Origin of the sequence: Lewinella sp. 4G2 (genome assembly GCF_001625015.1) — a bacterium.
Lineage (GTDB): Bacteria > Bacteroidota > Bacteroidia > Chitinophagales > Saprospiraceae > Neolewinella.
In genome coordinates this window covers 3,406,326-3,430,299 of record NZ_LVWJ02000014.1, presented here as the reverse complement: position 1 = coordinate 3,430,299, position 23,974 = coordinate 3,406,326, and the positions used below count along the sequence as shown (strand labels likewise).

Genomic DNA, 23,974 nt, shown 5'->3' with positions numbered 1-23,974 from the left:
CTACGGAAGGTATAGCCACGCCCGCATATACTTTGTTCGCGTGGGCTTCTACAAAAACGAGCGGGCGCCCTCGTATAAGGACGCCCGCTCGACTGGTGGGTAATGGTAAGCATTTCGGCTTAGTACATCATCAGGCTTTCGTCGCGCTTGCCCGCTTTGCGGTTCTTACCCTTGGTGCGTTCCGCCAGTTTGATGGCAGCGTAAGCATTGGCAAGACCACCCGTAGCGGAGAGGTCGGAGAACTTCACGGTCTCTTCGCTACCGGGCTTCGTCACTTCCAGGTTCACGGGGAGGGCACTTTCCAGAATGATCTGCTTCACCTGCTTAGCTTTCAGGTCGGGGAAGTAGCTACGTACGAGCGCAGCGATACCCGCTACCATCGGCGCGGCCATAGAAGTACCATTGAAGGAAGCGTATTCAGATCCAGGAATAGTAGAGTAGATATCGCGGCCGGGTGCAAAGACGTCCACCATCTTCTTATTGTAGTTGGAGAAGCTGGCGGGTAGGTTCTCGTCGTAAAAGGCACTGGCGGCACCGACGGTTATCCAGGTCTTACCGGTGCGCTTTTTGCCCTGGTAAGTGTCATTGGGGAAGTTATTGGTCAGCGTCAGCATCTTACCGTCGTTACCAGCTGCGTGGACGAGGATGACGTCGTTCTTTTCCGCATACTTCATGGCGGCGTCGACAGCCTTCTTGTAGGGGCTGTAACCCTTACCAAAGCTCATGTTGATCACGGAAGCACCGTTGTCAACGGCATAACGGATGGCATTAGCCACGTCCTTATCCCGCTCGTCACCGTTGGGGACGGTACGGATGGACATGATCTCGACCTTCGCACCACCGACACCATTCACGCCGAGGTTGTTGTCGCGTACGGCGGCAATGATACCGGCTACGTGGGTGCCGTGTCCGGCATCGGGGCCGGTTACGTCGCTGTTACCGTAGTTACGGTCGTCAAGGTCGCCGGGGTTGTCACCTACAATATTGCGGGCGTCGAAGTCGGGGTTGTAATTGTACTCAGCCTGGCTGGCGAAGTACTCTACGGCACCGTTGAGGTCTTCGTACAGTTCCTGTACTGTGGCACCGTTAGTCGTTGCGTTGGCGACGACGCCCTGGATGCGGGTCGTCATCATGTCCTTATCCTTAATGGCGGCCACGTCGGCGGCGGTAACCTTTTCGATGGGCTTACCCGTCTTAGCGACGATAGATTTGATGCCCTCCTGGATGGCTTTGTACTGCTCGTACTGAGGGCCAACTTCAGCCATCTTATCGGTAACGATCTTCTCGTATTCCTTGTACGCATCGTACTCCTTCTTCTCCTTCTTGGAGAGACCATCGCGGTTGCGGTTATTGTACTTGGCCTTGTACGTATTGTAGAGGCGAACGACTTCCAGGTTTTCGTAGTTGATGTTGCGGCCATCGGCGCCACCAATGAAGTTCCAGCCATGGACGTCGTCTACGTAACCGTTGCGATCGTCGTCGATACCGTTGCCGGGAATCTCATCCTCATTGGTCCAGATGACATCTTTGAGGTCCTCATGCTCGATGTCTACGCCAGAGTCAATGACGGCGACGACAACCTTCTTGGCTTTCTTACCGGCAAGGTAGTTGTGTGCTTTCTGGGCGCTTACGCCAGGGTAGTTGTCGGACTCACGGTCGAGGTCCCACCAATTCTTAGGGGTTTCGGTCTGGGCGGAGAGGGCGACGCTGCAAAGGAGCGCTGCCAGGAGGAAATACTGTCTCATATTATTTGGTTAGTTCCCGCAAAGAAAGTTAGAAATGCGGAAAACGGGGTGAATGCCGTCGATGATGCGTCGCCGCACCACAATTAGGCTGCAAAACGAAGGAATAACGGCTGACGGCCACCGTCGGTTCTTAAAGAAGGCTTAAACTACCACTACCTGAATTGAAGAGAATTAGATAACCCGGAAGGATGCTAGATCCCTTCCTCCTCCAGTATTCAGAACTACCTTTACGCCATGACCTTTGCTGATCTGAACCTCTCCAACCCACTCCTGAATGCCCTCGATGATCTCGGCATTTCCAGCCCGACCGCCATTCAGGAAAAAGTGTTCTCGCCCATCATGGCGGGGCGGGACGTGATCGGTATTGCCCAAACCGGTACGGGTAAGACATTTGCTTACCTGCTGCCTTCACTGCGTTTGTGGAAGTTCACCAAGTCGGCTTATCCGCAGATCCTCATCATTGTCCCTACGCGGGAGCTCGTTATTCAGGTGGTGCAGGAGGCCGAGAAACTTTGCGGCTACATGAACGTAGAGATCGTCGGCGTGTACGGTGGCACCAACATCAAAACGCACAAAGCAGAAATTGAGGTCGGAACGGACGTCGTCGTTGGCACTCCCGGCAGATTGGTGGACCTGTTGCGAGATGGCGTCCTGAAGCTCAAGGAGGTCAAGCGTCTAATACTGGATGAGGTCGACGAAATGCTCGACCAGGGTTTTAAGACCCAGTTGAATGACATCGTGGATTTTCTACCCAAGAAGAGGCAGCACCTATTCTTCTCGGCAACGATGGTGCCCGAAGTGATGCAGACCATCAACCAGTTCACGGAGTACTACGAGGTGATTGAGACGGCGCCATCGGGAGCTCCCCTGGCCAACATTGAGCAATACGTTTACTCAGCTCCGAACTTCAACGGTAAAGCCAATTTACTGGAGCACCTGCTGCGGGAAGATTTAGACATGAAAAAAGTCCTCGTCTTCTGCGCTACCCGCCGGCTTGCTGACGCGCTGTACGAACGCATGGAACCCGTTTTTGGGGAGTCCATCGGCGTCATTCACAGTTCCAAATCGCAGAACTACCGGATCAATTCTATTCGGAGTTTTGACGACGGCACCTTTCGGGTAATGATCGCAACGGACCTAGTCGCCCGAGGAATCGACGTAAGCGCGGTCACCCACGTCATCAATTTCGACCTATCCGATAATCCGGAGAAGCACATCCACCGCATTGGCCGCACGGGGCGGGCGGAACAAAAAGGGGTAGCCATCTCCTTCGTGTCCGAAACCGAACTGCCGTACCGCCAGGAAATAGAAGAATTGATGGGCACCACGATTCCGGATCGGGAGGTACCCGAAGTCGTAAACTTCACGGAAGAGCTAATCGACCTGGAGAAAGACCCCGCCTACATCGAGGAGGAGGTCAGTTGGCTACGACCCGAGGTAAATCAGCAAGCCTACCACGAAAAAAGCGCCAAAAATTCCAAGGTAAATGTCCGCAAAGGTCGCCGCGATAAGATGATGGCCAAGTACAGCAAACCCATTACCCGGGGCGCAAAACCCAGGGGCAAGAAAAAGAAGAAGCGGAAGTAATCTAGGGGGGCGAGCGAATGTCGATCGTGAAGGCAACGCTTGGTCTACTCCTACTCTACAATTTCGTAATCGATCTTCAGCTTACGGAGGGAGCGGAAGGCGGAACTTTCGTTGAAGGAGACCTCGACTTCTACGGGAGAACCTTCAAGAAGAATGTCGGTCAACTCAGCACCGAGGTTCTGGTCGATATCGTCACCAATGTCGGAGAGGGTGCGGGCGATGGCACGTTTGTCGGGGCGATCGGCGTCGCAAGAAATTAGTTTGAGCTGCATTTTGTTTGTTATTTAAAGCAAAAATAAACATTATGCGTTAAAAATACAAATGAGTTAGCCAATTAGTGCGCCATTGGTATCTGCCGGTCTGTCACCATATCACATTGCTCACTGATCCTTCATCGCTGAAGCGTACATACTCGCTGGCGTGCTTACTTTGGGGAAACTTTTCCCCATGCGTTTCCCTCCCTGCTTAGTGTTGGTGTTACTCGCCCACTTCCTCTGCACCTGCGGCAGCGCCGAAAAATCCTCCGCTTCACCAATGGCACAAAAGCATACAATTGACTGGCAGGGGCACCGCGGCTGCCGTGGCCTGTTGCCCGAAAATACCATTCCGGCTTTCCTGCACGCGCTGACCTACCAGGAAATACAGACCCTGGAATTGGACGTGGTGATCTCGAAAGACAATAAGGTGATTGTGAGCCACGAGCCCTGGCTGAGTACGGAAATTTGCCGCAGCGCGAATGGTGAAGAGTTGACCGACGAAAAGATCAGCCTACGGAGCCTGACCGCAGCGGAGATTGCGGAGTATGATTGTGGTACGAAACAGCATCCACGCTTCCCCGAACAGGCCAACCGACCGGCGGCAAAACCGACCCTTTTGGCTGTGTTCGCAGCGGTGGAAGCCTACTGCAAGGAGCATGATCGTACCCTACCCCGCTTCAATGTCGAGCTGAAGTACGAGCCGGCTCTAGAGCCGGACTACGTACCCGGCAGATCCGCATTTGCTTCGCTTGTATTGCAGGATCTGGATACCTGGGGGCACCCTGAATTGGTCACGCTACAGTGTTTCGATCCCCCTACCCTGGCGGAGATCAAACGGCAGAATTCCGCAATCACGCTGGCGTATCTGGATGAGTTCCCCGGTGACCTAAGCACTAAGATGGATACGCTTGGTTTTGTACCCCAGATCTACAGCCCCTACGAGATTCACATTGACGCCCAACTGATGGAAGAAGCCAAGACGCTCGGTATGCAAGTGATCCCCTGGACCGTCAATGACACGACTCGAATGCAGACGCTGTTGGCGCTTGGCGTGGACGGCATCATCACGGATTATCCAAACCGAATCCCCCGCCAATGAGACTGCTATTTCCTTTGGTAGGAATGGCTTTTCTCCTGCTAACCAGTGCCTGTACCCCCCCACCCCAAGTGGCCAATACAGAAAAAGATGCACCACCACGCCGCAGCGTGCGGAGGGGTTTGTATCAATCCGCTACGCACCGTTTTATCTACTGCGTGGATCAGGATAAGGACGCTGCTGAATTGGTTAACCTGTTGCACCAAATTGCAAGCTCTCAACCACAGGGCAAGCGGATCGAGGTCATTAGCTGTGCTGGCATATCGACCGATTCCCTGGCTAGTGGGCACATCAGTATAATTGGCAACCAGCTTCCCTTGGGCGCCGCCTCGGTGCTGCAGCTGGGAGGTAAAGGAGCCGTATTCGACCAATCCAAAACGCTGGCCCCCGAAGACGTTTTATTGCTCCCCTACTACCGCAACCCGTGGAACAATGGACGCAGTTCCGCCGGCATCTACTACAGTGCCTCGCTACCTAGATTAGTTGAGGTCCTGCGGGAAGAAATGGCGAGCCGCGATAACGGCTTTTTCTACGCTCCGTGGGCCTTCGAGATCCACCAGCCGGCGGGTGGACGCGTCTACGGAAGTTTTAAAGATTCCACCTGGAACTTCGACGCGGAGGCAGAGATCACTTTGTCCAACGCCACCGACCCGCTCGTATCCGATGGCGACTTTCAGCTCTTCGCGATGGACGGCTACGAAGCAGGCGCCGACACTACCCTCCTCAAACAAACGCTTGCTTACGTGGCGGCTCAGGTTCGGCGTACGTTTGGCAGCGAATGCGGTGGTAATACCGAAGTCCGTCTCTACCCCAACCTCGAGCGGATTGGCTTACGCACCGGCTCAATGCAACCAGCTCAGTATGACGAAGCCCGTGGAATCCTGCATTTGGTGGCTCCTTTCTTTACCGAGCAAACCTTAATTTTTGAACCGGAGATCTGGCGCGTCTACACCGAAGGATGCCTGAAGCAGGTACTCACCGCCGACCAGAGTGCAGCGCTCGTCGCCTTCGCACAAGAAAAGGCCGGTAAGAATAGCTTGCAAACCAGCATTTACAACCAGCTGCAAGACAGGGCTTTACAATATGCTACCACAAATGTGGCGAAGCAGCCGTATCCACAGCGGGCAGATCATAGATCCACCAATGCCATCAGGATGCGGGCGCTGGCGCGGGTGCGGGGTACGGACGGAATGGCTTACGCCGACCTTCTACGTTCAGTACCGGCCGATGAGCAAGTATTTCCAACCCAACTGATTCCGGAAGCGTCGGACCTGAAGAAATTGGGCCCGACCCCACCACTGCCCAATATACTGGCGGGAATGACCTTCGCCCACGAGGGCTACCGAATTCATAATGGGTACGGTGGCACCAAGGTGGGGCCGTCACTGGACAGCCTGGCCAAACTGGGCGTTAATGCGCTATCGGTCGTTCCCTACACCTTTCAGCGCCACGCCGAGCGAACGGCTGGCTTTCACATCAGCCAGAGCGCTGGTGGAGAGAACGATGCGGCCACGATCCATTCCCTCAGAGAAGCGAAACGCCGTGGTTGGTACACCCTCCTCAAACCCCAGATCTGGGTGGGTGACGGCTGGCCGGGCTCCATCAACGTGAAGGACAACGAAGACGCCAACCAGTGGTTCGAGAATTACGGCTACTGGATCATGCACTACGCCCTGATGGCTGAAGCCGAGCAAGTGGACGGGTTAGTAATCGGTACCGAGCTCGTACGGATGACGCTGGGTTACCCCGATGCTTGGCGACGGCTCATCGCTGATATCCGTAAAGTGTACTCCGGCCATTTGACCTACGCAGCAAACTGGGGGGAAGAATTCGAGCAACTCACTTTCTGGGAAGACCTGGACATAATTGGCCTGAACTCCTATTATCCGCTCAGCGACCAGGATAAACCCAGCGATGAAGAACTGCTTACCGGCGCCCGGGAATGGGTGACCATGGCAACTTCCCTTGCACAACGCACCGGCAAACCCATTTGGCTCACGGAAACCGGCTACCGGTCCGTCAGCCAAGCCTGGAAAAACCCGCACGCGGAGACCAACGGGCGGCCGCAAAGCGACGAAGACCAAGCGCGTTGCTACCGAGCGCTGACCCAAGCGTTACGGGAAAACCCAGGATTTACGGGTGTTTTCATCTGGAAATGGCCGTCCTACTTAGGGTACGAAGGCGGACGGGGAAGGGAGGCCACCGGCTTCACACCAGGTGGGAAATCGGCCGCGATGGAGCTGGAAAAGTTTTACCGCACCTGGCTGGATTGAGGCGATTTCCTTTCGTAGAGATGGCCCGACAATTGGTATATTGGCCCACTAATCACTAAACCATTTAGCAATGGCCAAAATATATCTACCATGTCGGGAAACTTCACTTTCGAACTACTCTGTATTGACCCCGATGACATTGTCAACCACGAAGGATTTATCCGTGCGATCAGCTACAGCGGCGCCATCTTCAATGGTAAAACACCCATCATCACGCAGAACCTCGACGGTGTCCCCTACATAAAGGGGGAGAATGAATTGTTTGTCCATATCGTCCCCATTGACACCAGTAAAATCATCACCGAGTTAGTAGAAAGTGCCTTTATCGTCCGCGTTGAGAGTCGGTATTTTGAAGAGCTGGAACCATTGCGTCAGCGGATGCTGCGCCACTTCCGGGAGACGCTGAAGTTTGCCCACATACGGATATTGCAGGACGACATTTCGTCGGAAATTGCCAACCAGCTCTACCCGAAGATCAACGCGGTGGAGAACCTGCTACGGCGCTACCTCATCAAATTCTTCTTTCAGCGCGTAGGCATCGCCTGGTGGGATGTGACGGCAACGCCCAAGATGATCGATAAGGTGCGGGGCCGCCAAAGGAACCGCTCCAACCAGTTCAGCCACTTTATCAACAGCGACATCGAGTTCGCCGACTTTGATGACCTGGGTTTGCTGATCTACAAGCAATCCACTGGTTTCAACGACCCGGAACGTGTGTTGGAAATGCTCGACGAGATCAATTCGATGGAGGATCTCAACACCCTTAAACAGAATCTGCAGGGTAATTACACAAAATACTTCAAGACGTTCTTCCGCGATAAGAACTTCGAGAAGTTGTGGAAGGAGATGTCCCGCATCCGTAACAAGGTAGCCCACCAGGCTACCTTTTTCCACGCGGAATTGCTGAAGGGGAAGGCACTATCCAGTGAGCTGACCCGCATCATCGTAGACGCTGAGCAACACATTGACGAGATTGTCCTCAGTTTGAAGGAGAAGAAGGCCATTCACCAAGCGGCCATCACGGTGGTCCAGGAGGAAGAGGAAGAAGCCGCTGCCGTTCAGGATAGGGCCGTCAACGTAGGTCAGGCGGCTCCCGTTCAGCAAATGGGCCACCAGGCGCCGACGAACCAGAAACTGGACGACTTTGATAACCGCGTCAAACTGACCGGCCCGCGGGTAATTGGTAAGATCAAACTCGAGCGCAAGGTCAAGACCTACCACAAGACTGCTGCGCCGGGGTACATCATCATCACCGAAGAGGAGATCCTGGATGAATTGCAGATTGCCCGGGAGTTAAGTTATACCGATTACGTTGGCCTGAAGTGGTTTGTTACCCAGTTTCTGAGCAACAAGGGATTTGCCGTAGGCCCCACCTATTCCCTGGTCAATATTTTGATTGAGCAAGGCGTGGTGGAATTGTACGACATCGAGAATGCAGAGGGCCATAAGATCAAGGCCGTACGCTTTCCGGCGGAGGAGGAGCTGGACATTGACGAAGACTGAGAAAGTAAAAGAATATGGCAGCCGGCAAACGAGACATCACCGAAGGGAAGGTGCATCGCAACATTTTCTTCATCCTCGTTGCCTTGGTAACGGCGGTCTTCTTCGGCATGATCGGACCGTTCATCCTGACCGTTCTCTGGGCGGTTGTGCTATCGATCATCTTTTACGGTTTGTACCGGTGGATCCTGAAGGGTTTTGGCGTGAAGCGGCAGGCACTGGCGGCAGGGGTAACCTGTGTGCTCGTGTTTCTTTTTGTCATCGTCCCGTTCACCCTTTTAGGGTTTGCCCTGGTTGGACAGGCGACCGATCTTTTTGTGGCGATTCAAGCCGGTGAGGTCGACCCCAACGTGGTCATCAACTACGCTGAGGAGCGGCTACCGGCCCTTACCGACCAACTCAGTAAGTACGGTATTGAAGTTAACGACGTACGTACGCGGGTAACTGAATTCATCGTGAGTACGGGGCAATCAATCGCGGGTAGTGCCCTGAGTTTTACCGGTAACCTCATCAACACCTTCGTGCAATTCACGCTCATGCTCTACTTGTTGTTCTTCTTTCTGAAGGACGGTCGGTCGATTGTTAGAAAGATGATCGATACCATCCCGCTGGGCAACGTGCGGGAACGGAAAATCGTCCGCCGCTTCTCCCAGGTTAGTAGGGCTACCCTGAAGGGAACGGTCATTGTTGCGATGACGCAAGGCGCAATTGGTGGGATTCTTTTCTGGGCTGTTGGCATTCAGGCGCCTCTGTTGTGGGGGGTAGCGATGACCTTCCTGGCCTTGTTACCCGTTGGTGGTAGCGCGATCATCTGGGTACCGGCTGCGGTCATTCTCTTTATCGAAGGCAGTGTACTCGAGTCCGTCATCATCGTGGCGGTGGGTTCCTTAATTATCGGGCTAGTCGATAACTTGCTTCGGCCCCTGCTCGTCGGGAGAGATACGGAAATGCCGGACTACCTGGTGCTCATCTCTACGCTGGGGGGAATCTCTTACTTTGGCCTCAGCGGTTTTGTGATCGGTCCTACGCTGGCAGCTTTATTCATCACGTTTTGGGAAATGATGGGGCAGGACTTTGGTGGAAAGAGCGCCTAAGTTTGGGCAGAACTATCCGTGTTACTTGCCCTTTGCCCGGCACCCGCGGCAGCGCCCAAATTTGTCAACATTGATCACTTCGATGAAGGAGCGTCAATGCGATCCCCGCCGGGACAACTTGTTGCTTTGCTGCGCATTACTTTTGCTGACGAAGCAATAGCCTATGCCCGATTCAAAGACCAATTACTGGATACCCGTTCTCTTCGCCCTTACCCTGGTGGCGGGCCTGTTCCTGGGCTACCGGCTGAACTACGATGGCCCGCTGATTGCCAGCAACGGAGACCAGGGAGGGATCGGTGGCGGCCGGCTGGAGGAGATCCTGAATTACGTCGACGCCCGCTACGTGGACGACGCGGATATCGAAGAACTTCAGGAAACTGCCATCAACGCGTTGATGGAGGGTCTGGACCCGCACAGCAGCTACATTCCGGCGGACGAACTTAAGGCGATAGATGAGTCCATGCAGGGCAATTTCGATGGCATCGGAATCGAATTTCTCGTGGTTGACGATACCATCAACGTCATTTCCGCACTATCGGGTGGGCCAAGTGACGCGGCAGGTATTCTATCCGGTGACCAGATCATTATGGTTGAAGACAGCGTGGTGACCGGTGTGTCCACCTACGGCATCGACCCGGCATCCTTGATGCGTGGCGAGCAGGGCTCGCAGGTGGCGGTGACGATTCGTCGGCCCGGCGTATTTGAAGCTCAGGAATTCAGTATTACCAGGGCGCCCATCCCGCTGTTCAGCGTCGATGCGGCCTATTTACTGGAGCCCAAAACGGCCTACGTAAAGATCAATCGTTTTAGCCGTGACACCTACGATGAATTCGTCAAGGCCCTCGAAAGCCAACTGGAGAAAAAGGATGCCCACAACCTGGTGATTGACCTGCGCGGCAACCCCGGTGGCTACCTTCAGGAAGCCACCAAGATGCTGAGCCAGCTTTTCGTGGAGAAGAATCTCTTACTGGTGTATACCGAAGGCAGAAGCTCCCGCCGGGCCGAGTACAAGACGAACGGGCGCGCGTTCTACAATATTCAGAAGATTGCCGTGCTGGTGGATGAGAGCTCGGCCAGCGCCAGTGAAATCGTGGCGGGTGCCATCCAGGACCACGACCGAGGCATCATCGTCGGCCGCCGCACTTTCGGAAAGGGACTCGTACAGGAGCAGTACCCTCTGCAAGATGAATCGGCCTTACGATTAACTATTGCCCGTTACTACACGCCGTCAGGCCGCAGTATTCAGCGCTCCTACGAAGAGGGGGAAGACCAGTACCGTTCGGATATCCACCGACGCTACAACAACGGGGAGTTGACGGGGGAAAGCGACTTCTCCCAGGATAGCTCCGAACTGTTCTACACCGACAATGGCCACCCGGTATTCGGAGGTGGTGGCATTACACCGGATTACTTCGTTCCGTTGGATACTACCCTGAACGATGAAAGCTTCTTGCGCCTACGCCAACAGGTACCCGCCTACCTCTTTAGTTATATCCGCAAACACACCGAGTTAGCCGACTATGAAGGAGTTGAGGACTTCAAGGATTTTAAAATTGATGAGCGCGAATTGCTAGCGGGCCTGAGTGCTCGCTTGGAGGAGGAGCAACGTAGCGCCCTGCAGCCGCTTGATAACCGGTCGACATCAGAGCTGACTCACTTTTTCCGCGCCCGCTTAGCCAAGCAACTGTTTGGGAACTCCGCCTACTACGAGATCCTGAATGAGCGCGATGATATCGTGAACGAAGCGCTACGTCTGATGATGACGAACGATCCAATTGCGGAAGCACGTAAGAATTAGCCCTTCACCTAATTACCACGCAATAAAGCACCCCGCTGTTGGTTTAGAATGACTTAAGCCGTTAGTGCAGATTCGTAGCTAATTCGGAGATCATTGCACTCGCCGCGCCCATTGCTCACTATGTTACCGACTACCATCCGTTTGAAGACAATTCACTTGTCGCGCCGCCCCTTTGTGGCCCTCATGCTGCTCATCCTAATCTGTTTGGGCTCTACCGATCTGATGGCGCAGAGAAATCGTAGTACTAAAGGCAACTCGGAAACCTGGCCTCCGACCCGTGGCTACGGGCGCACTACACTGGGCCATTCCCTCCAGCAAGTCTTCCACCGCCACTATGACGTCTGTGGTTTTGGTAAAGCTGAAGGCAAGCGTGATTACACCCCACCCTCCATCGAAAACTTCTTGGGGAAACGCAGCCTGCGCAGCCACGTTGAGGAAGCAAACGTAAACGGAGGAAACCTACTGAACTACGTATTCTCAGCCGAAGAGGTACAAGTCCGCTTCGACGCTATACAATTTCGCCCGGACCACCTGTTGTTTACCACTTCTACCGGAGTGGATCTTAACCCGCAACCGCGACCCGGATTCGACGCTTTCGTCCTGACAAAAAACTGCGGTGGCTACCTCAAGGCTTCGATTGACGCTGGCTTTAAACCACCCTACGTTAGCCTCACGGCAGCGTTGGAGGCGGACGACCAGCGGAATAGCACCGTGGTTGCCGTAGCGGGTAGTTTTATCAGCCCGCTTACGGAGATCCTCGCGGCCAACGATGAACGCACCACCGAACTCCTCATGGAGCTGTGGCAATTCTACGCCGGCAATCCCCAATTCGAAGGGCAAGCTTATTACCTCGCCGGCTTTGATGGGCTACTCGTGAAGCACCTGACCGAAGCCGGATCCATTCGTCAACTCGAACGGGGTATCGGTGCTAACGTAAGCCTTCCCCTGGCGGGCCACCTTGGTGGGGACTTGACCATCACCAAAAGCAACGAGGAAGAGTTCTCGGGGACTGATTGGCAGACGCTGGTCTTCAGCGACTTCAATACTCAGTACCGGCGGGAAGACCTATTTGCACCACTACCCACGGCGGGGGCCATTCGTCGCTATTTCGCCAAACGTTCGATCGCGGAAGTGTCCAACGCAACAGTGGAAGCCGTGCGGACAGGAGCACCGCACCGGTTTCAGTTTGAGCTGCCAGGCCTACCCGCAAACCTGGCGGGGGCCAGCTGGCGTGTCCAGGATATTGACGGCAGTTGCTACGAATCCGTCAGTGATCTTAAGGTCTTTTGCAAACCCGACAGAACCGGTCTCGTAGTAGAAATGACCGCAGCGGTAAACGGAGATCAGTTCACCAATCCGCTGGTCTCCGGTGTTGAAGTTGTTCCCGCTAATTTTACGATGGTACTTCCCAACCAAGGAGGCCTTCCCTCCCTTGGCTTTCCGGTGGAGGTACAACTTCCGGTGACCCAGCACCCTTTGCTGCAAGCCCTCCCTTCCCGCTTTGAGTTGCAACGGGAAAACAACGGTGCCTACGCCCTGAGATGGCACCTCCACTACGCGGTAACGGACGATTTGAACCCCATAGATGCAGATGAAGGAATGCGGGTCACGGCAGTGAATTTAGGAGAGCCAGGTGACGCCATCGCCGTACGCGCAATCAGTGCAGAAATAGATGAGCGCCGTGGCCTGGTCGAGGTAGTCTTACAGACCTACGGCAGTTGGCCGTTGGACCGCATCGATGACAGCACGATGCCTTCTCAGCCGGTCCGGCTGGAACTTGAATTCTCCGTTGCCGGTGGAAACCACCGCGTGCGTCGCCAACTCACCGCAGAGGTCGCCATGCCCAATCTGCTGGAGCTGGCAACCGATGAATGAGAAGTAATCACGGTTTTTCTGCAGAGATATTAAATTAACCCTACTGGAAAGCAGCCAGCGGTGGCAGGGATGATCCACGCAGGAAGTCGTCCGTAGTCATTCTTTTGCGGCCCGCCATCTGGAGCTCATGGAGGAAAAGATAGCCCCCACTGACGGCTACTTTCAAAAAGGTCTTGTCGTCGGATAAGATTAATCCAGCCGGATCCTGATGGTCGTGTTCTTGGAATGTAGCCTTGATGATCTTCACCTGGGCGTTGTTCAGCATTGTCCAGGCCGCCGGGTACGGGCTGAGGCCGCGAACGAAGTTGTGGATGGTCTGGCCGGGCTGTTCCCAATTGATGCGGCAATTTTCCCGGAAAAGCTTTGGTGCCGGACACGCCAGGGAGGCATCCTGGACCTTCAACTCGTATTCACCGGTCTCGAGCATCTTAACGGTATCGAGTAGCAATTCCGCTCCTTCCAGCATCATGCGGTCGTGGACATCCCCTGCGGTGTCATTTGGTCCAATGGGAATGGTACGCTGGGCGAGCATATCGCCGGTATCAATTTGGTGCGTGATCTTGAAGGTGGTACAGCCCGTTTCTGCCTCGCCATTGATCACCGCCCAGTTGATGGGGGCAGCGCCACGGTACTTCGGCAAAAGGGATCCGTGAAGGTTGAAGGTGCCCAGACGAGGCATATTCCAAACCGCCTCGGGTAGCATCCGAAAGGCCACCACGATTTGCAGGTCCGCCCGTAAAGCGCGAAGCTCGTCCTGAAATTCCGGAGACTTCAAGTTGCGTGGTTGAAGGACGGGGATGCCGTGACGGACCGCACATTTCTTTACGGCGGACTCCAATAACTTCTTGTTACCCCGCCCGCCCATTTTATCAGTTGCGGTGATGACGCCCACCACCGGATAATCGGCTGCGATGAGGATCTCCAGACTGGGGACGGCAAATTCGGGCGTACCCATAAAAACGATGCGTGGCTTCATGCCGCGAATTTGACTATTTTTCGCCAAAGACCACCGGTAATGGAGCAGGAACGAAAAGAATTTAGCTGGGTAAATCAGGATGGCCAGCGTATTGTGGGCACACACTGGAGTATACCGACCCCACGCGCAGTCATCGGCGTGATCCACGGCATCGGCGAACACGCCGGGCGCTACGACCATTACGTGGCCTCTTTTAACGAGGCGGGGTTTGCCGTGTTGGGATACGATCGCGTGGGCCACGGCAAAAGCGAAGGGAAACGTGGGCACGCCAAGCAGTACGACCAACTTTTAGATGAGATTGAGGTGATACTTGACCAGTGCCGGGAAGCCTATCCCGGACTCCCTGTATTTCTCTACGGTCACAGTATGGGTGGGCAGTTGCTCTTACAATACTTAATTCAGCGGAAGCCTGAAGTGTCGGGTGCCATCGTTTCCGCTCCGCACATCCAGTTGCCGGAAAAACCTAACCCATTCCAGGTTGGTCTGGGCCGGCTCATGCGCAAGATCAAGCCGGATTTTACGCAACCTACTCCCTTGGATCTAAGCAAACTCAGCCGAGACCCGCAAGTGGCCGTAGCCTATCAGCAGGACCCACTCGTTCACCGGCAGGTCAGTGCGCAATTGGGGTTGGATTTATTAGAGAGGGCGGAAGAACTGAATGCCTGGACCGGCACCCTACCGGTTCCTACCCTGATGATGCACGGTACGGCGGATGGAATTACCTCCCACGCAGCCAGCGAGGCCTTTAGCCGTCGAAATGGTCTTGTGGAGACCTTTAAATCCTGGCCCGGCTACTACCACGAGTTGCACAACGAGCCCACGTGGCCCGAGGTAGCGAAATTCGTACATGACTGGATCACTAGGCAGTTATAGCAACTGTTGAGCTAATGCTCACCCCCGCTTCTGTCATTTCCTCGATGGCTGCTTCAACGTCACCAGCGTTCATATTTACCCCACGGCAGGCGTCCTCAAGTAAGACGGTATTGAATCCCTCTCCGACGGCATCCAGCGCGGTGAATTTTACGCAGTAGTCAGTCGCTACTCCGAGGACGTGAACTTCCGTAATTCCTTGTTCGCGCAGCCACTCCCCCATTCCCGTGGCTTTGCGGTGACCATTGTCGTAGAAACCGCTGTAGCTATCGATTTCCGGGTCGGTACCCTTTCGAAACACCTTGGTAATCCCGTCAACGTTTAGCTCCGCAACGAATTCAGATCCCCAGGTATCCTGTACGCAGTGTATGGGCCACAACACTTGTGGCAATCCGTGCAGATCAATTACCTGACCGGGTTTACGCCACGGATGGTTCGCCGCAAAACTGCCATGGTTTGCCGGGTGCCAATCCTGCGTAGCCACCACCGTACGGTATTTCTGCATAGCAGCGTTGGCCAGCGGGATTACCTGGTCGGCTTCCAGTACGGGAAGCATGCCGGTGGGCATGAAGTCCACCTGCAGGTCGACAAGAATTAGAGCGGTCTCTTCAGAAAACATAGTTAGTTTATTTATCAAACTAAGTAACGGCCAATGGCGGCATTTTGTTGTCGCCGCAGTCCATTAGCGCGGCCGTTAGTCAAGCACGGCCGTAACCGCCGACCAAATAGCATCCGCTACTTCGGGTACTGAGCCGCTAGCATCGACTGTACGAATATTCTCTCCCACTCCAAAATGTTCGAAGGCCAAATGGAAGCTTTCGCGTACGTGTTGCAATTTCTCGCGGGTCTCGTAGATCTCTTTGTCTCCCCCTCTAGCGTCAATTCTTTGCAGACTCACTTCCGGGTCGAGGTCCAGGAAGAGGGTAAGATCCGCCGGCAAAGTTTGCTTCGCCAGGGCGTTGATGGAAGCAATCCAGTTTGGATTCGCGTATTCACTTTGGTACGCCAGGCTAGAGAAATAATAGCGGCTGGCGATCACGTGGTAGCCAGCTTCCAATTTAGCCAGAATGCCTTCGGTGGGGTGAAATAGGTGTTCAATGCGATCGGCAGCAAAGAGAGCGGCTACCGTTTTCATGTCGGCTTCAATGGCGCCACTTAAGATGGAGCGAAGGAATTTTCCCGTGGGTAAATCAGTCGGCTCTCCCGTCAGGTAGCAGGCTTGGCCCAGACCCTGCAGCTGGTCTCGCAACAATTCAATCTGGGTGGTTTTACCACTGCCGTCGAGTCCTTCCACGACGATAAATAAGGGTCGGCTCATATTGCAGGGGTTATGCTGGCTTAAATTTTTCTCTACCACTGCGGTCCACCACCGTCGAGCTGGCTTGCTGGGTACCCTGCAGAACTACGTCCATGATATTCACGTGCGCCGGTTGAGCGAACATGAAGTATACGGCATCGGCAACGTCCCGCGAGCGCAGTGGTTGGAAGTCCTCGTAGATCTTGGCGCGTTGGCGATCGCCGTCGAAGCGCACCACCGCAAATTCAGTTTCTTCGACGTGTGCGGGGCAGATCTGGCCGACGCGGATCCCGTATTTCACCAAATCGAGGCGCATTGCGTACGTGAGGGCATCCACGGCGTGTTTGGTGGCACAATACACGTTACCATTTGGGTATACTTCCTTACCAGCCGTGCTACAGACATTGATAATTGTACCTGCTCCGCGCGAGACCATTAGTGGGCTCACCTCCCGAGTAAGTGTCAGGAGACCCTTTAGGTTGACGTCAATCATCTCATCCCAGTGGTCATAATCGCCTTCGTGGATGGGGTCAAATCCCTTAGCCTTTCCGGCGTTATTTAGCAGCAGATCGATTTTTTTCCAGTCTTCCGGGAGAGCGCTAAGCTTTCTTGAGAGTTTTTCACGGTCCCGCACATCCGCCGTGATGAGGTGGCATTCGGTGCCGTAGTTGGCGTCAAGTTCTGCTGCCAGTTCTTCCAGCCGGGCGGTTCTTCTGGCGAGCAGGATCAGTCGGCAACCCGCTGCGGCGAGTCTGACTGAAGTTGCCCGTCCAATACCCGAAGTGGCACCACTAATAAGGGCGGTTTTACCTTCCAGTCCTTTCGTTTTGGGCGCTGACGCGGGTGCCGTGAGATGGGAAGGGGCTACCCCACCCTCCCGCAAAAGGGCCGCCTCCAACTCTTCAATTCGAGCCTGCATCCGTTCGATGGCCTTCTTGCCCCGGTTGGACGTATCTGACTTAAAGCGCAGTTTCTGAGCGAAGGCCTGCTGGTTCACCGCCGTATCGTAAGTCGAATCCAGGTGAACGGCCGTGCGGTAGAAATTCCTGGCAGCCGTTAGTTTACCCCGCCGGTGCATGAGCACGGCCAGGGCGTAATGAGCCGCTGCGTGCCCCGGCGTAATGTCGATGGCACGCTTCAGCCATTTGATGGCTTTTTTCGTGGATCCCTGGTGAGTGTACAACATCATCCCGTAGCGGTAGCGGGCGTCACCATTTTGGGGCTCATCCCGGACTGCCCGGCGGAAGTAAGTGATGGCCTCCGTACTCCGGTTGGGAAACTGCTCACTAACGAGGCAGCCGAGCCGGTAATTGAGGTCGGGGTACAGGGGATCAACGTCCCTAAGTTGCAGCCAATCCAGGTAAGCGCTCTCGTAGTCTTCCAACAGCAGGCTTAATTCTCCGCTGAGGAATAGCGCGCCCTTGTGGTCGTGGAAGTCCTCCAGCATTTTATTAAGCTCGAGGAGGGCGATCTCGGGTGACTCCGAGTCCATGGCCAGCATTAAGGCGTAGTTGTAGGCCACGTCGGGGTAATCGGGGAGTTGTTCGCGCCCGCCGGCCAGCAGGGCGAGTCCGGCCTCCGCATCGCCATCTTCGTATAGGTTCCACGCGCGGCTGATCCAAAGTTTTGCTTGGGTGTCCGGATCGACATCGTAAACGGGTGCATCACTTTCTTCCTCCAACGGCAGCTCTTGCTTGGGGATACTTGCCTTTTTCTTAGGGGATTTATTTTTAGCCAGAGGAGCCGTTTCAACTTTTGGCGGACCTTCCCCACTCACTTCCTCTGCACCTGCGTCAGCGCCCTGATTGGATAGCAGTTGGATGCCGGGAACACCAGCAAATTGCTCCGCCTGGTGCGCCGCAAAAGAGTGATGGACCTCGGGAGCTTTGATGAGAGAAAACAGGTCTGCGTAGGCCCCGGATTCCAGATCAGACTGAGTGGTGTGCGGAGAATCAGCGAGGTGGTTCAGTATTTCGGGCAACTCCTGCTGGATGGTACGGACCCGGTCGAGGTAGCGGCGGAAAGGATTGTTTTGATTAAGGTTGAGGTCTTTGGTCTTGTCGGTTAGATCCCGGAAGGAATCATTCCAGTAATTCTCGTAGACAGCCCGTTGCTCATCATCCGACAGATCGGTTTGTACGACGACAATTTCCTGCAAGTCTTCATCGTACGTCCGGGTTTTCAAAGAAACCAGGAGGGTGTCCCGCCGACCGATTAGAAAGGATGACGCGCCGAACAAACAGTTAGCGTTGCGCAGAAAATGATCGCTGAGGAGTACGATGAGTGGCCCGGACTCGGCGTCCAACATACCAGCCATCAGCGCGCCGCCGGTGGTGGTCTCGACGCCGAAGTGATTTATGGTGACGAAACCTTCCAGGTCATCCGCAATTTGCTGGGCCGCGGGTTGGTCTTCGATGGAATAAGCGAGGGAGATACTCAACATGCGCGCAAGGTAGCGCGGCCCCGCAGGAAATTGATAGGTTTGGCTTAAAAAGGAAGCGCCGTAACGTCCACGTTTCCGCCCGTTAGAATGATTCCTACATGTTTATTTGCAAAAGCCTCCCGGTAGCGGAGGACTGCGGCGAAAGGGACGGCACAGCTGGGTTCAATAATGATCTTCATTCTCTCCCAGATGAGTCGGGTTGCTTCGATGATCTCTTGCTCGGAGACCAGTAAGATCTTCGGCACTCGTTTTTGGATGATCTGGAAGGTGCGCTCGCCGAGGTTAGTGCGAAGCCCATCCGCTACGGTCCGGTTATCTACGTTTGCTTCGATCCGCCCCGTCTGAAGGGAACGGTGTGCGTCATCGACGTTTTCCGGCTCGGCGCCCCAGACGGTGGCTTGCAAGCTAAAGTATCGGGCGGCAAGGGCGGTACCGGCGAGTAATCCGCCACCACCGACGGGTGCCAGGATGTAATCCAGCGTGGTTTTGGTATCACGGATCAACTCGATGCCCGCGGTTGCCTGCCCGGCGACTACGCCGAAGTCATTGAATGGGTGAATAAAGGCGGCCCCCGTTGCCGCAACTACGTCGTTCAATGCAGCCTGACGTTCCTCCGGGGTGTTGTTGCAAAAAGAGATCTGCGCTCCATAGCCCTGGACCGCTGCGATCTTGACCTTTGGCGCATCGTGTGGCATTACGATATAGGCTGGCACACCGAGCGTACGGGCTGCCCGAGCGACGGCCTGGGCGTGGTTCCCCGAACTATGAGTGGCCAACCCCGCCTTGATTTCCTCCGGGCCAAACCGCAATGCTGCACTTGCTGCTCCCCGCATCTTAAAGGCGCCAATTTTCTGAAAGTTTTCGCACTTAAAGTGTAGGTGACAACCAGCCATCTCGTCCAGGCTTTCGCAACGCATAATCGGGGTGCGGTGAATGAACGGTTGGATGGCTTCGTGGGTGAGTAGTAGGTCTGCCTGGTTGGGTGGTTGGGTTAGGGGGCGGAGTTCAATCATTTTTTTAGAGACGTTAGATGTTGGACTTTAGATTTTGGACGATGGAAATTACAATTTCTGAGGGAGCAGCTTGTGCTTGGACGGACCTGTGCAGTAGGAGCTTAAAAATTGTAAGTAGTTCTAATACCACTGAATCCCATTTACCGGGAAGTGCAGCTTTCGCTGCTTGTAAGTAACGAAAAAGCCAGCTCACGGCGCGATGGCGATGAGCTGGCTTTCAACACAACCGGTTGGTTGCTTTGGATCTGTACTTGAGTTCTACTGCAGTTTTACAAGCTGTCCGTTTACCTCTTCGAGAACGAAAGCACCATCGTAACCCATGGAGCGGGCGCGGGCCTTCATGGTGTTGGCTTCACCGATGCTATTCAGACCGCCGATCAGGAACAGGGTTATGTTGCCGCGGTTGCGCGTTTCGAGCGCACCAAGCTGGGAAGCTTTGGAACGATCAAAGTTTTGCGGTTGGCCATACGCGCCCAACTGTACTTTGTAACGACCAGTAGAGACTGGCGCGGTAGTTGTGGTTGTCGAGGGCGTGTAGGTAGAAGCAGTGGAAGTGCTGCGCGTAGTACCGGAGGAAACGCCAGTATCAGCTACCACGAAGGCTCCGTTGTAGCCAGCGGCTTTTGCGCGGGCGGCGGCGGCATCTGCCTCAGCACGCGTAGCGAATACACCCATTCTAACTTTGTAGCTGGAGCCCGTATCTACGGAATAGACGTTGCCCACTGAACTCACGTTGGAAAATTTACCAAGATCCGGAGTGGACCGTAAGCTCGCAATCTGTACACTGTAACCAGTGATGTTGGAGGTTGACGTAGTCGTGGTTGGGTAAGTCGTCGTAGAAGTCGTAGTCGTGGTCGTAGGAGCCGTGGTAGTCGTCCGGGGCGGCGTTGTGGTGGTAGTGGCCGGTCCGCTGGCGGAAGGTAGCAGCGTGGTGTTGCCGAGGATGTTGCGGTCACCAGTGGTGTTCGTAACGGGGAATTTAACTCCGAGGAAGTTTTCCGCATCGATGCTGATATCGTAAGGAATGCCAGGCTTGAGCTCAATGATATACTCGCCGTCGACGTTGGTAAACATCGTGAGGGAAGCACCCGTGGGGCGTTGCGTGACCCGGATGTTAGCCATGGGAATAGGATAGCCAGTTTGAGCGTTGGTTACCAAACCACGGTAGGTTCCGGGAGGCGTTGGGCCACCAGGAACGGGCGTAGTTGTGTCGCGTCCGCTAGTGGGAGCCGTCGTAGTACCCGGAGTAGTCGTGGTACCCGGAGTGGTCGTTACCCTACCCGGAACGGTGGTCGTAGTATTAGGATCAACCTGTCCGGGGACGGTGGTAGTCGGAAAAGTAGTGCTTCCAGTACCGGTAACTGGGTTTGCGGGAGCTTCGCCAGTGGTGATCTTGTAAATATCCTCCATCCCCATTCCGCCGATGCGGTTAGAAGAAACGTACCCTACGGAAGTGATGGGATCCGTGATGAAGCCAATATCGTCGCGGGTAGAGTTGATCCCCTCCCCCATGTGGTAAAGGGTAATGGGCTGCTTGCCGGACATCTCCGCGCGAAACACATCGTAAGCGCCTAATCCCTGATGATGGTTACTGGAGAAGTACAACGATTTTCCATCGTAAAAGGGGGTGATCTCGTGGCCAACGGAGTTAACGGTGGTGCCCAAGTTCTCGGGAACGCTGGACCAGGTGCCACCTGAGCGTTCGGAACGGTAGATGTCGTAGCCACCGTAGCCTTCGGGCCGGTCGCTGCTAAAGTAGATCGTATTACCGTCAGCAGAGAACGTACCGTATCCGGAGTTGTAGGTGGTGCCGTTAAAGGGCAGCGGCTGTACGTTGAGCCATTCACCGCGTTCGTTCACGTCGGCGATGTAGAGCGCCATCGTGATGCCGGCTTCGGGAATCATCCGCGTCCCCGCAGTGAAGTTGTTCTGGGTGAAGATTACCTGACGGCCGTCCGGAGTATAGCTGACCGGGCCAACGTTCCCGGCGCTCGGACGGTAGCCAGTCTCCAGCGTAAGGGCCTGGCCGATGTTGCCGGCCGGGCCGATGGCAGCAACGTAGGGTGCATTACTAGCTTGACCCGTAAAGGATTGGCCACTCAAAGTCCGTGCGGAGTTGAAGACCAATTGTTGGGATGAAGGCAGGCTCGGTCCAAAGTCACTGGACGGTGAATTGCTCATTACCGAGGTGGCGGTGAAGCCGGCACTGACTCCCGTTTGGGCCTTGGCGAAGTCGCAGCTCTGGGCGAAGTGATTTCCTTTGACCACGTCGTGGTCCCGGGCGTACAGCAGGTAAAACTGTTTGGCCTCGTCGTAACGGCCCAGCGCCTTGAGGACGTGCGCGTGTTCCAGGATGGTCTCCGCGCTTACTTTCTTCTGCAGTACCGCTTTCTGGTAATTGGTATGCGCAGCCTGCATTTGGTTGAGCATCCGGTAAGAATCGGCGATCCGGCTGAGGGACTCGAGGTCATCCGGGCGGCGAGTCAGGGCCTTCTTGTAGTTTTCGATGGCCAGGTTGTACGCCTTGAGCTCGTACTCTTTGTTGGCCGTGTTGCGGTCGCGGCGGAACTGCGCGCTTACCGGTAGTGCCATCACTAGCAGGGCTAGCAGCAGCAAGCTGGAGAATAGGTTTTTCATTTTTGGAATCAGTTTAAGCTAAAAAGGTGCTCCGGAGAGCGGGGATACTATATAATGGAGCCGAGTTGGAACGGCTGGAAGGTCAGTTGAAAGGCTAAACGTGAATTTGGTAGGCGAAAGATAGGAATTTGTTGGAAAGCCAAAGGTTTTTGGCTAAGTCTGGTAGTACGGGGAATGAGTTAAGTTCAAAATGTTCCCCGAAAACTGCTTATAGAATCCACTCCGGAAAAAGGACAACAAGGGCAATCAACACTACCTGGATCAACAGGAACGGCAGTATCCCCCGATACAGATGTACAGTCTTGACTTCCGGCGGCGCCACCCCCTTCAGGTAGAACAGGGCGAATCCGAACGGTGGCGACAGGAAACTCGTCTGTAGGTTGATGCCCAGAAGCACACCTAACCAAATCAGATCGGTACCATACCCTACGAAAAGCGGCGTCACGACCGGGACGATGATGAAGACGATTTCGATGAAGTCAATAAAGAAACCGGCGATGAACACAACGACCATCACCAGTGCCAGGAACTGATATTCCGTCAAGTCGCTCCGTTCGATGAGGTGCACCAGAAAGGAGTCCCCTCCCAACTCCCGGAAGACCAGGCTGAACGTAGTGGCACCCAGCAAGATCATAAACACCATCGAAGTCAGGTGAGTGGTCTCACGACACACCAGCTTAGTGGTATCCCAGGTTAGTTTACGCTGGCTGAGGGTAAGCAGCATGGCACCAGCCGCACCGATGGCGGCCGCTTCGGTGGGGGAAGCCCATCCGGCCAGGATACTTCCCAGAACGGCTACAATTAATATCAATGGCAGCACTAGAGAACCGAACAATCGCTTAAAGAAGGTAGCGTCCCAGGGTTCCACCTGGCGTTCCCCCGGCGGAAGGGCCGTTGGTTTGAAGATGCCCAGTAGTAACACATAAAGAATGTAAGCGCCTACCAACAGGGCGCTGGGCACGAGGGCCGCAGCGAACAACTTCCCCACCGAGACGCCGAGTACACTACCCAGTAGCACCAGGACTACCGAAGGTGGAATGATCTGCCCCAGCGTTCCTGAAGCAGCGATCACTCCAGTGGCAATACTTGGTTCGTACCCTTTCTTCAACATGGGTGGGAGGCTGATGAGCCCCATCGTCACCACCGTCGCCCCCACAATGCCGGTAGAAGCCGCCAGCAAGGCCCCGACGATAATCACCGACACGGCCATCCCCCCGCGCACGCGGCCAAAGAGATCGGCCATCGTCCGGAGCATCCTTTCGGCGAGGCCGGAGCGCTCCAGCATGATGCCCATGAAGATGAAAAGGGGAACGGCCAGGAGGACACTGTTTTCCATCACGCCCATTACCCGGTTAGGCAATAGGGTCAGGACGGATACGTCGAGAAAGCAAAGTGCGTAGATCAGGCTGAGGCCACCAAGGGTAAAGGCAACGGGGTAACCGTACAGCACCAGCAAAAAGATGCTGGCAAACAGGATCAAGGCCAAGACGGGAAGCATAGCAGCAAGGTACGG

17 protein-coding genes are annotated in these 23,974 nt (G+C 54.9%); 8 read left to right on the top strand and 9 right to left on the bottom strand.

What is annotated here, in order from left to right:
• Positions 1-119 precede the first annotated feature (119 nt).
• The gene (locus A3850_RS14265) at positions 120-1,745 is read right to left on the bottom strand and encodes a S8 family peptidase (RefSeq protein ID WP_068217809.1); all 1,626 of its coding nucleotides are present in this window, start codon (positions 1,743-1,745) and stop codon (positions 120-122) included.
• Positions 1,746-1,979: 234 nt separating this feature from the next.
• Here A3850_RS14265 and A3850_RS14260 point away from each other — a divergent pair, with 234 nt between their 5' ends.
• Complete coding sequence (locus tag A3850_RS14260; RefSeq protein WP_068217806.1) at positions 1,980-3,332, top strand: DEAD/DEAH box helicase; 1,353 nt, start codon at positions 1,980-1,982, stop codon at positions 3,330-3,332.
• 50 nt (positions 3,333-3,382) lie between these two features.
• Here A3850_RS14260 and A3850_RS14255 read toward each other — a convergent pair whose 3' ends face one another.
• On the bottom strand, positions 3,383-3,604 hold the full coding sequence (locus A3850_RS14255; RefSeq protein ID WP_068217803.1) for a hypothetical protein: 222 nt from the start codon (positions 3,602-3,604) through the stop codon (positions 3,383-3,385).
• 175 nt (positions 3,605-3,779) lie between these two features.
• Here A3850_RS14255 and A3850_RS14250 point away from each other — a divergent pair, with 175 nt between their 5' ends.
• The 6 genes from A3850_RS14250 (at position 3,780) to A3850_RS14225 (ending at position 13,225) form a co-directional block, all read left to right on the top strand.
• Positions 3,780-4,688, top strand: a complete 909-nt coding sequence (locus A3850_RS14250; RefSeq protein ID WP_068217800.1) for a glycerophosphodiester phosphodiesterase family protein — start codon at positions 3,780-3,782, stop codon at positions 4,686-4,688.
• A complete protein-coding gene (locus A3850_RS14245) occupies positions 4,685-6,958 on the top strand; it encodes a hypothetical protein (RefSeq protein ID WP_157501222.1) in 2,274 nt (757 codons plus the stop codon). The genes A3850_RS14250 and A3850_RS14245 overlap by 4 nt, the downstream gene beginning before the upstream one ends.
• Before the next feature lie 90 nt (positions 6,959-7,048).
• A complete protein-coding gene (locus A3850_RS14240) occupies positions 7,049-8,461 on the top strand; it encodes a HEPN domain-containing protein (protein WP_068217794.1) in 1,413 nt (470 codons plus the stop codon).
• A gap of 14 nt (positions 8,462-8,475) precedes the next feature.
• Positions 8,476-9,552: an AI-2E family transporter gene (locus A3850_RS14235; protein WP_068217791.1), complete on the top strand. Its 1,077-nt coding sequence runs from the start codon at positions 8,476-8,478 to the stop codon at positions 9,550-9,552.
• A gap of 163 nt (positions 9,553-9,715) precedes the next feature.
• Positions 9,716-11,350: a S41 family peptidase gene (locus A3850_RS14230; protein ID WP_068217789.1), complete on the top strand. Its 1,635-nt coding sequence runs from the start codon at positions 9,716-9,718 to the stop codon at positions 11,348-11,350.
• A 120-nt stretch (positions 11,351-11,470) separates the two neighbouring features.
• A complete protein-coding gene (locus A3850_RS14225) occupies positions 11,471-13,225 on the top strand; it encodes a hypothetical protein (RefSeq protein WP_157501220.1) in 1,755 nt (584 codons plus the stop codon).
• A 40-nt stretch (positions 13,226-13,265) separates the two neighbouring features.
• Here A3850_RS14225 and fmt read toward each other — a convergent pair whose 3' ends face one another.
• Positions 13,266-14,201, bottom strand: a complete 936-nt coding sequence (gene fmt, locus A3850_RS14220) for a methionyl-tRNA formyltransferase (RefSeq protein WP_068217784.1) — start codon at positions 14,199-14,201, stop codon at positions 13,266-13,268.
• A gap of 39 nt (positions 14,202-14,240) precedes the next feature.
• Between fmt and A3850_RS14215 the strand changes: the two genes are divergently transcribed.
• The gene (locus A3850_RS14215; protein ID WP_068217781.1) at positions 14,241-15,074 is read left to right on the top strand and encodes an alpha/beta hydrolase; all 834 of its coding nucleotides are present in this window, start codon (positions 14,241-14,243) and stop codon (positions 15,072-15,074) included.
• Here A3850_RS14215 and pncA read toward each other — a convergent pair.
• The 6 genes from pncA to A3850_RS14185 form a co-directional block, all read right to left on the bottom strand.
• Complete coding sequence (gene pncA, locus A3850_RS14210) at positions 15,061-15,690, bottom strand: bifunctional nicotinamidase/pyrazinamidase (RefSeq protein ID WP_068217778.1); 630 nt, start codon at positions 15,688-15,690, stop codon at positions 15,061-15,063. The two genes, A3850_RS14215 and pncA, sit on opposite strands and share 14 nt — an antisense overlap.
• A 75-nt stretch (positions 15,691-15,765) precedes the next feature.
• A complete protein-coding gene (gene tmk, locus A3850_RS14205; RefSeq protein ID WP_068217775.1) occupies positions 15,766-16,389 on the bottom strand; it encodes a dTMP kinase in 624 nt (207 codons plus the stop codon).
• A 10-nt stretch (positions 16,390-16,399) separates the two neighbouring features.
• Positions 16,400-18,811, bottom strand: a complete 2,412-nt coding sequence (locus tag A3850_RS20045) for an SDR family NAD(P)-dependent oxidoreductase (protein WP_082921829.1) — start codon at positions 18,809-18,811, stop codon at positions 16,400-16,402.
• A 44-nt stretch (positions 18,812-18,855) separates the two neighbouring features.
• The gene (locus tag A3850_RS14195; protein ID WP_068217772.1) at positions 18,856-19,824 is read right to left on the bottom strand and encodes a threonine/serine dehydratase; all 969 of its coding nucleotides are present in this window, start codon (positions 19,822-19,824) and stop codon (positions 18,856-18,858) included.
• Positions 19,825-20,082: 258 nt separating this feature from the next.
• Entirely contained in the window at positions 20,083-22,461 is a 2,379-nt protein-coding gene (locus A3850_RS14190) for an SPOR domain-containing protein (protein WP_068217770.1), read from the bottom strand.
• Positions 22,462-22,669: 208 nt separating this feature from the next.
• On the bottom strand, positions 22,670-23,959 hold the full coding sequence (locus A3850_RS14185) for a TRAP transporter large permease subunit (RefSeq protein WP_068217767.1): 1,290 nt from the start codon (positions 23,957-23,959) through the stop codon (positions 22,670-22,672).
• Positions 23,960-23,974 lie beyond the last annotated feature (15 nt).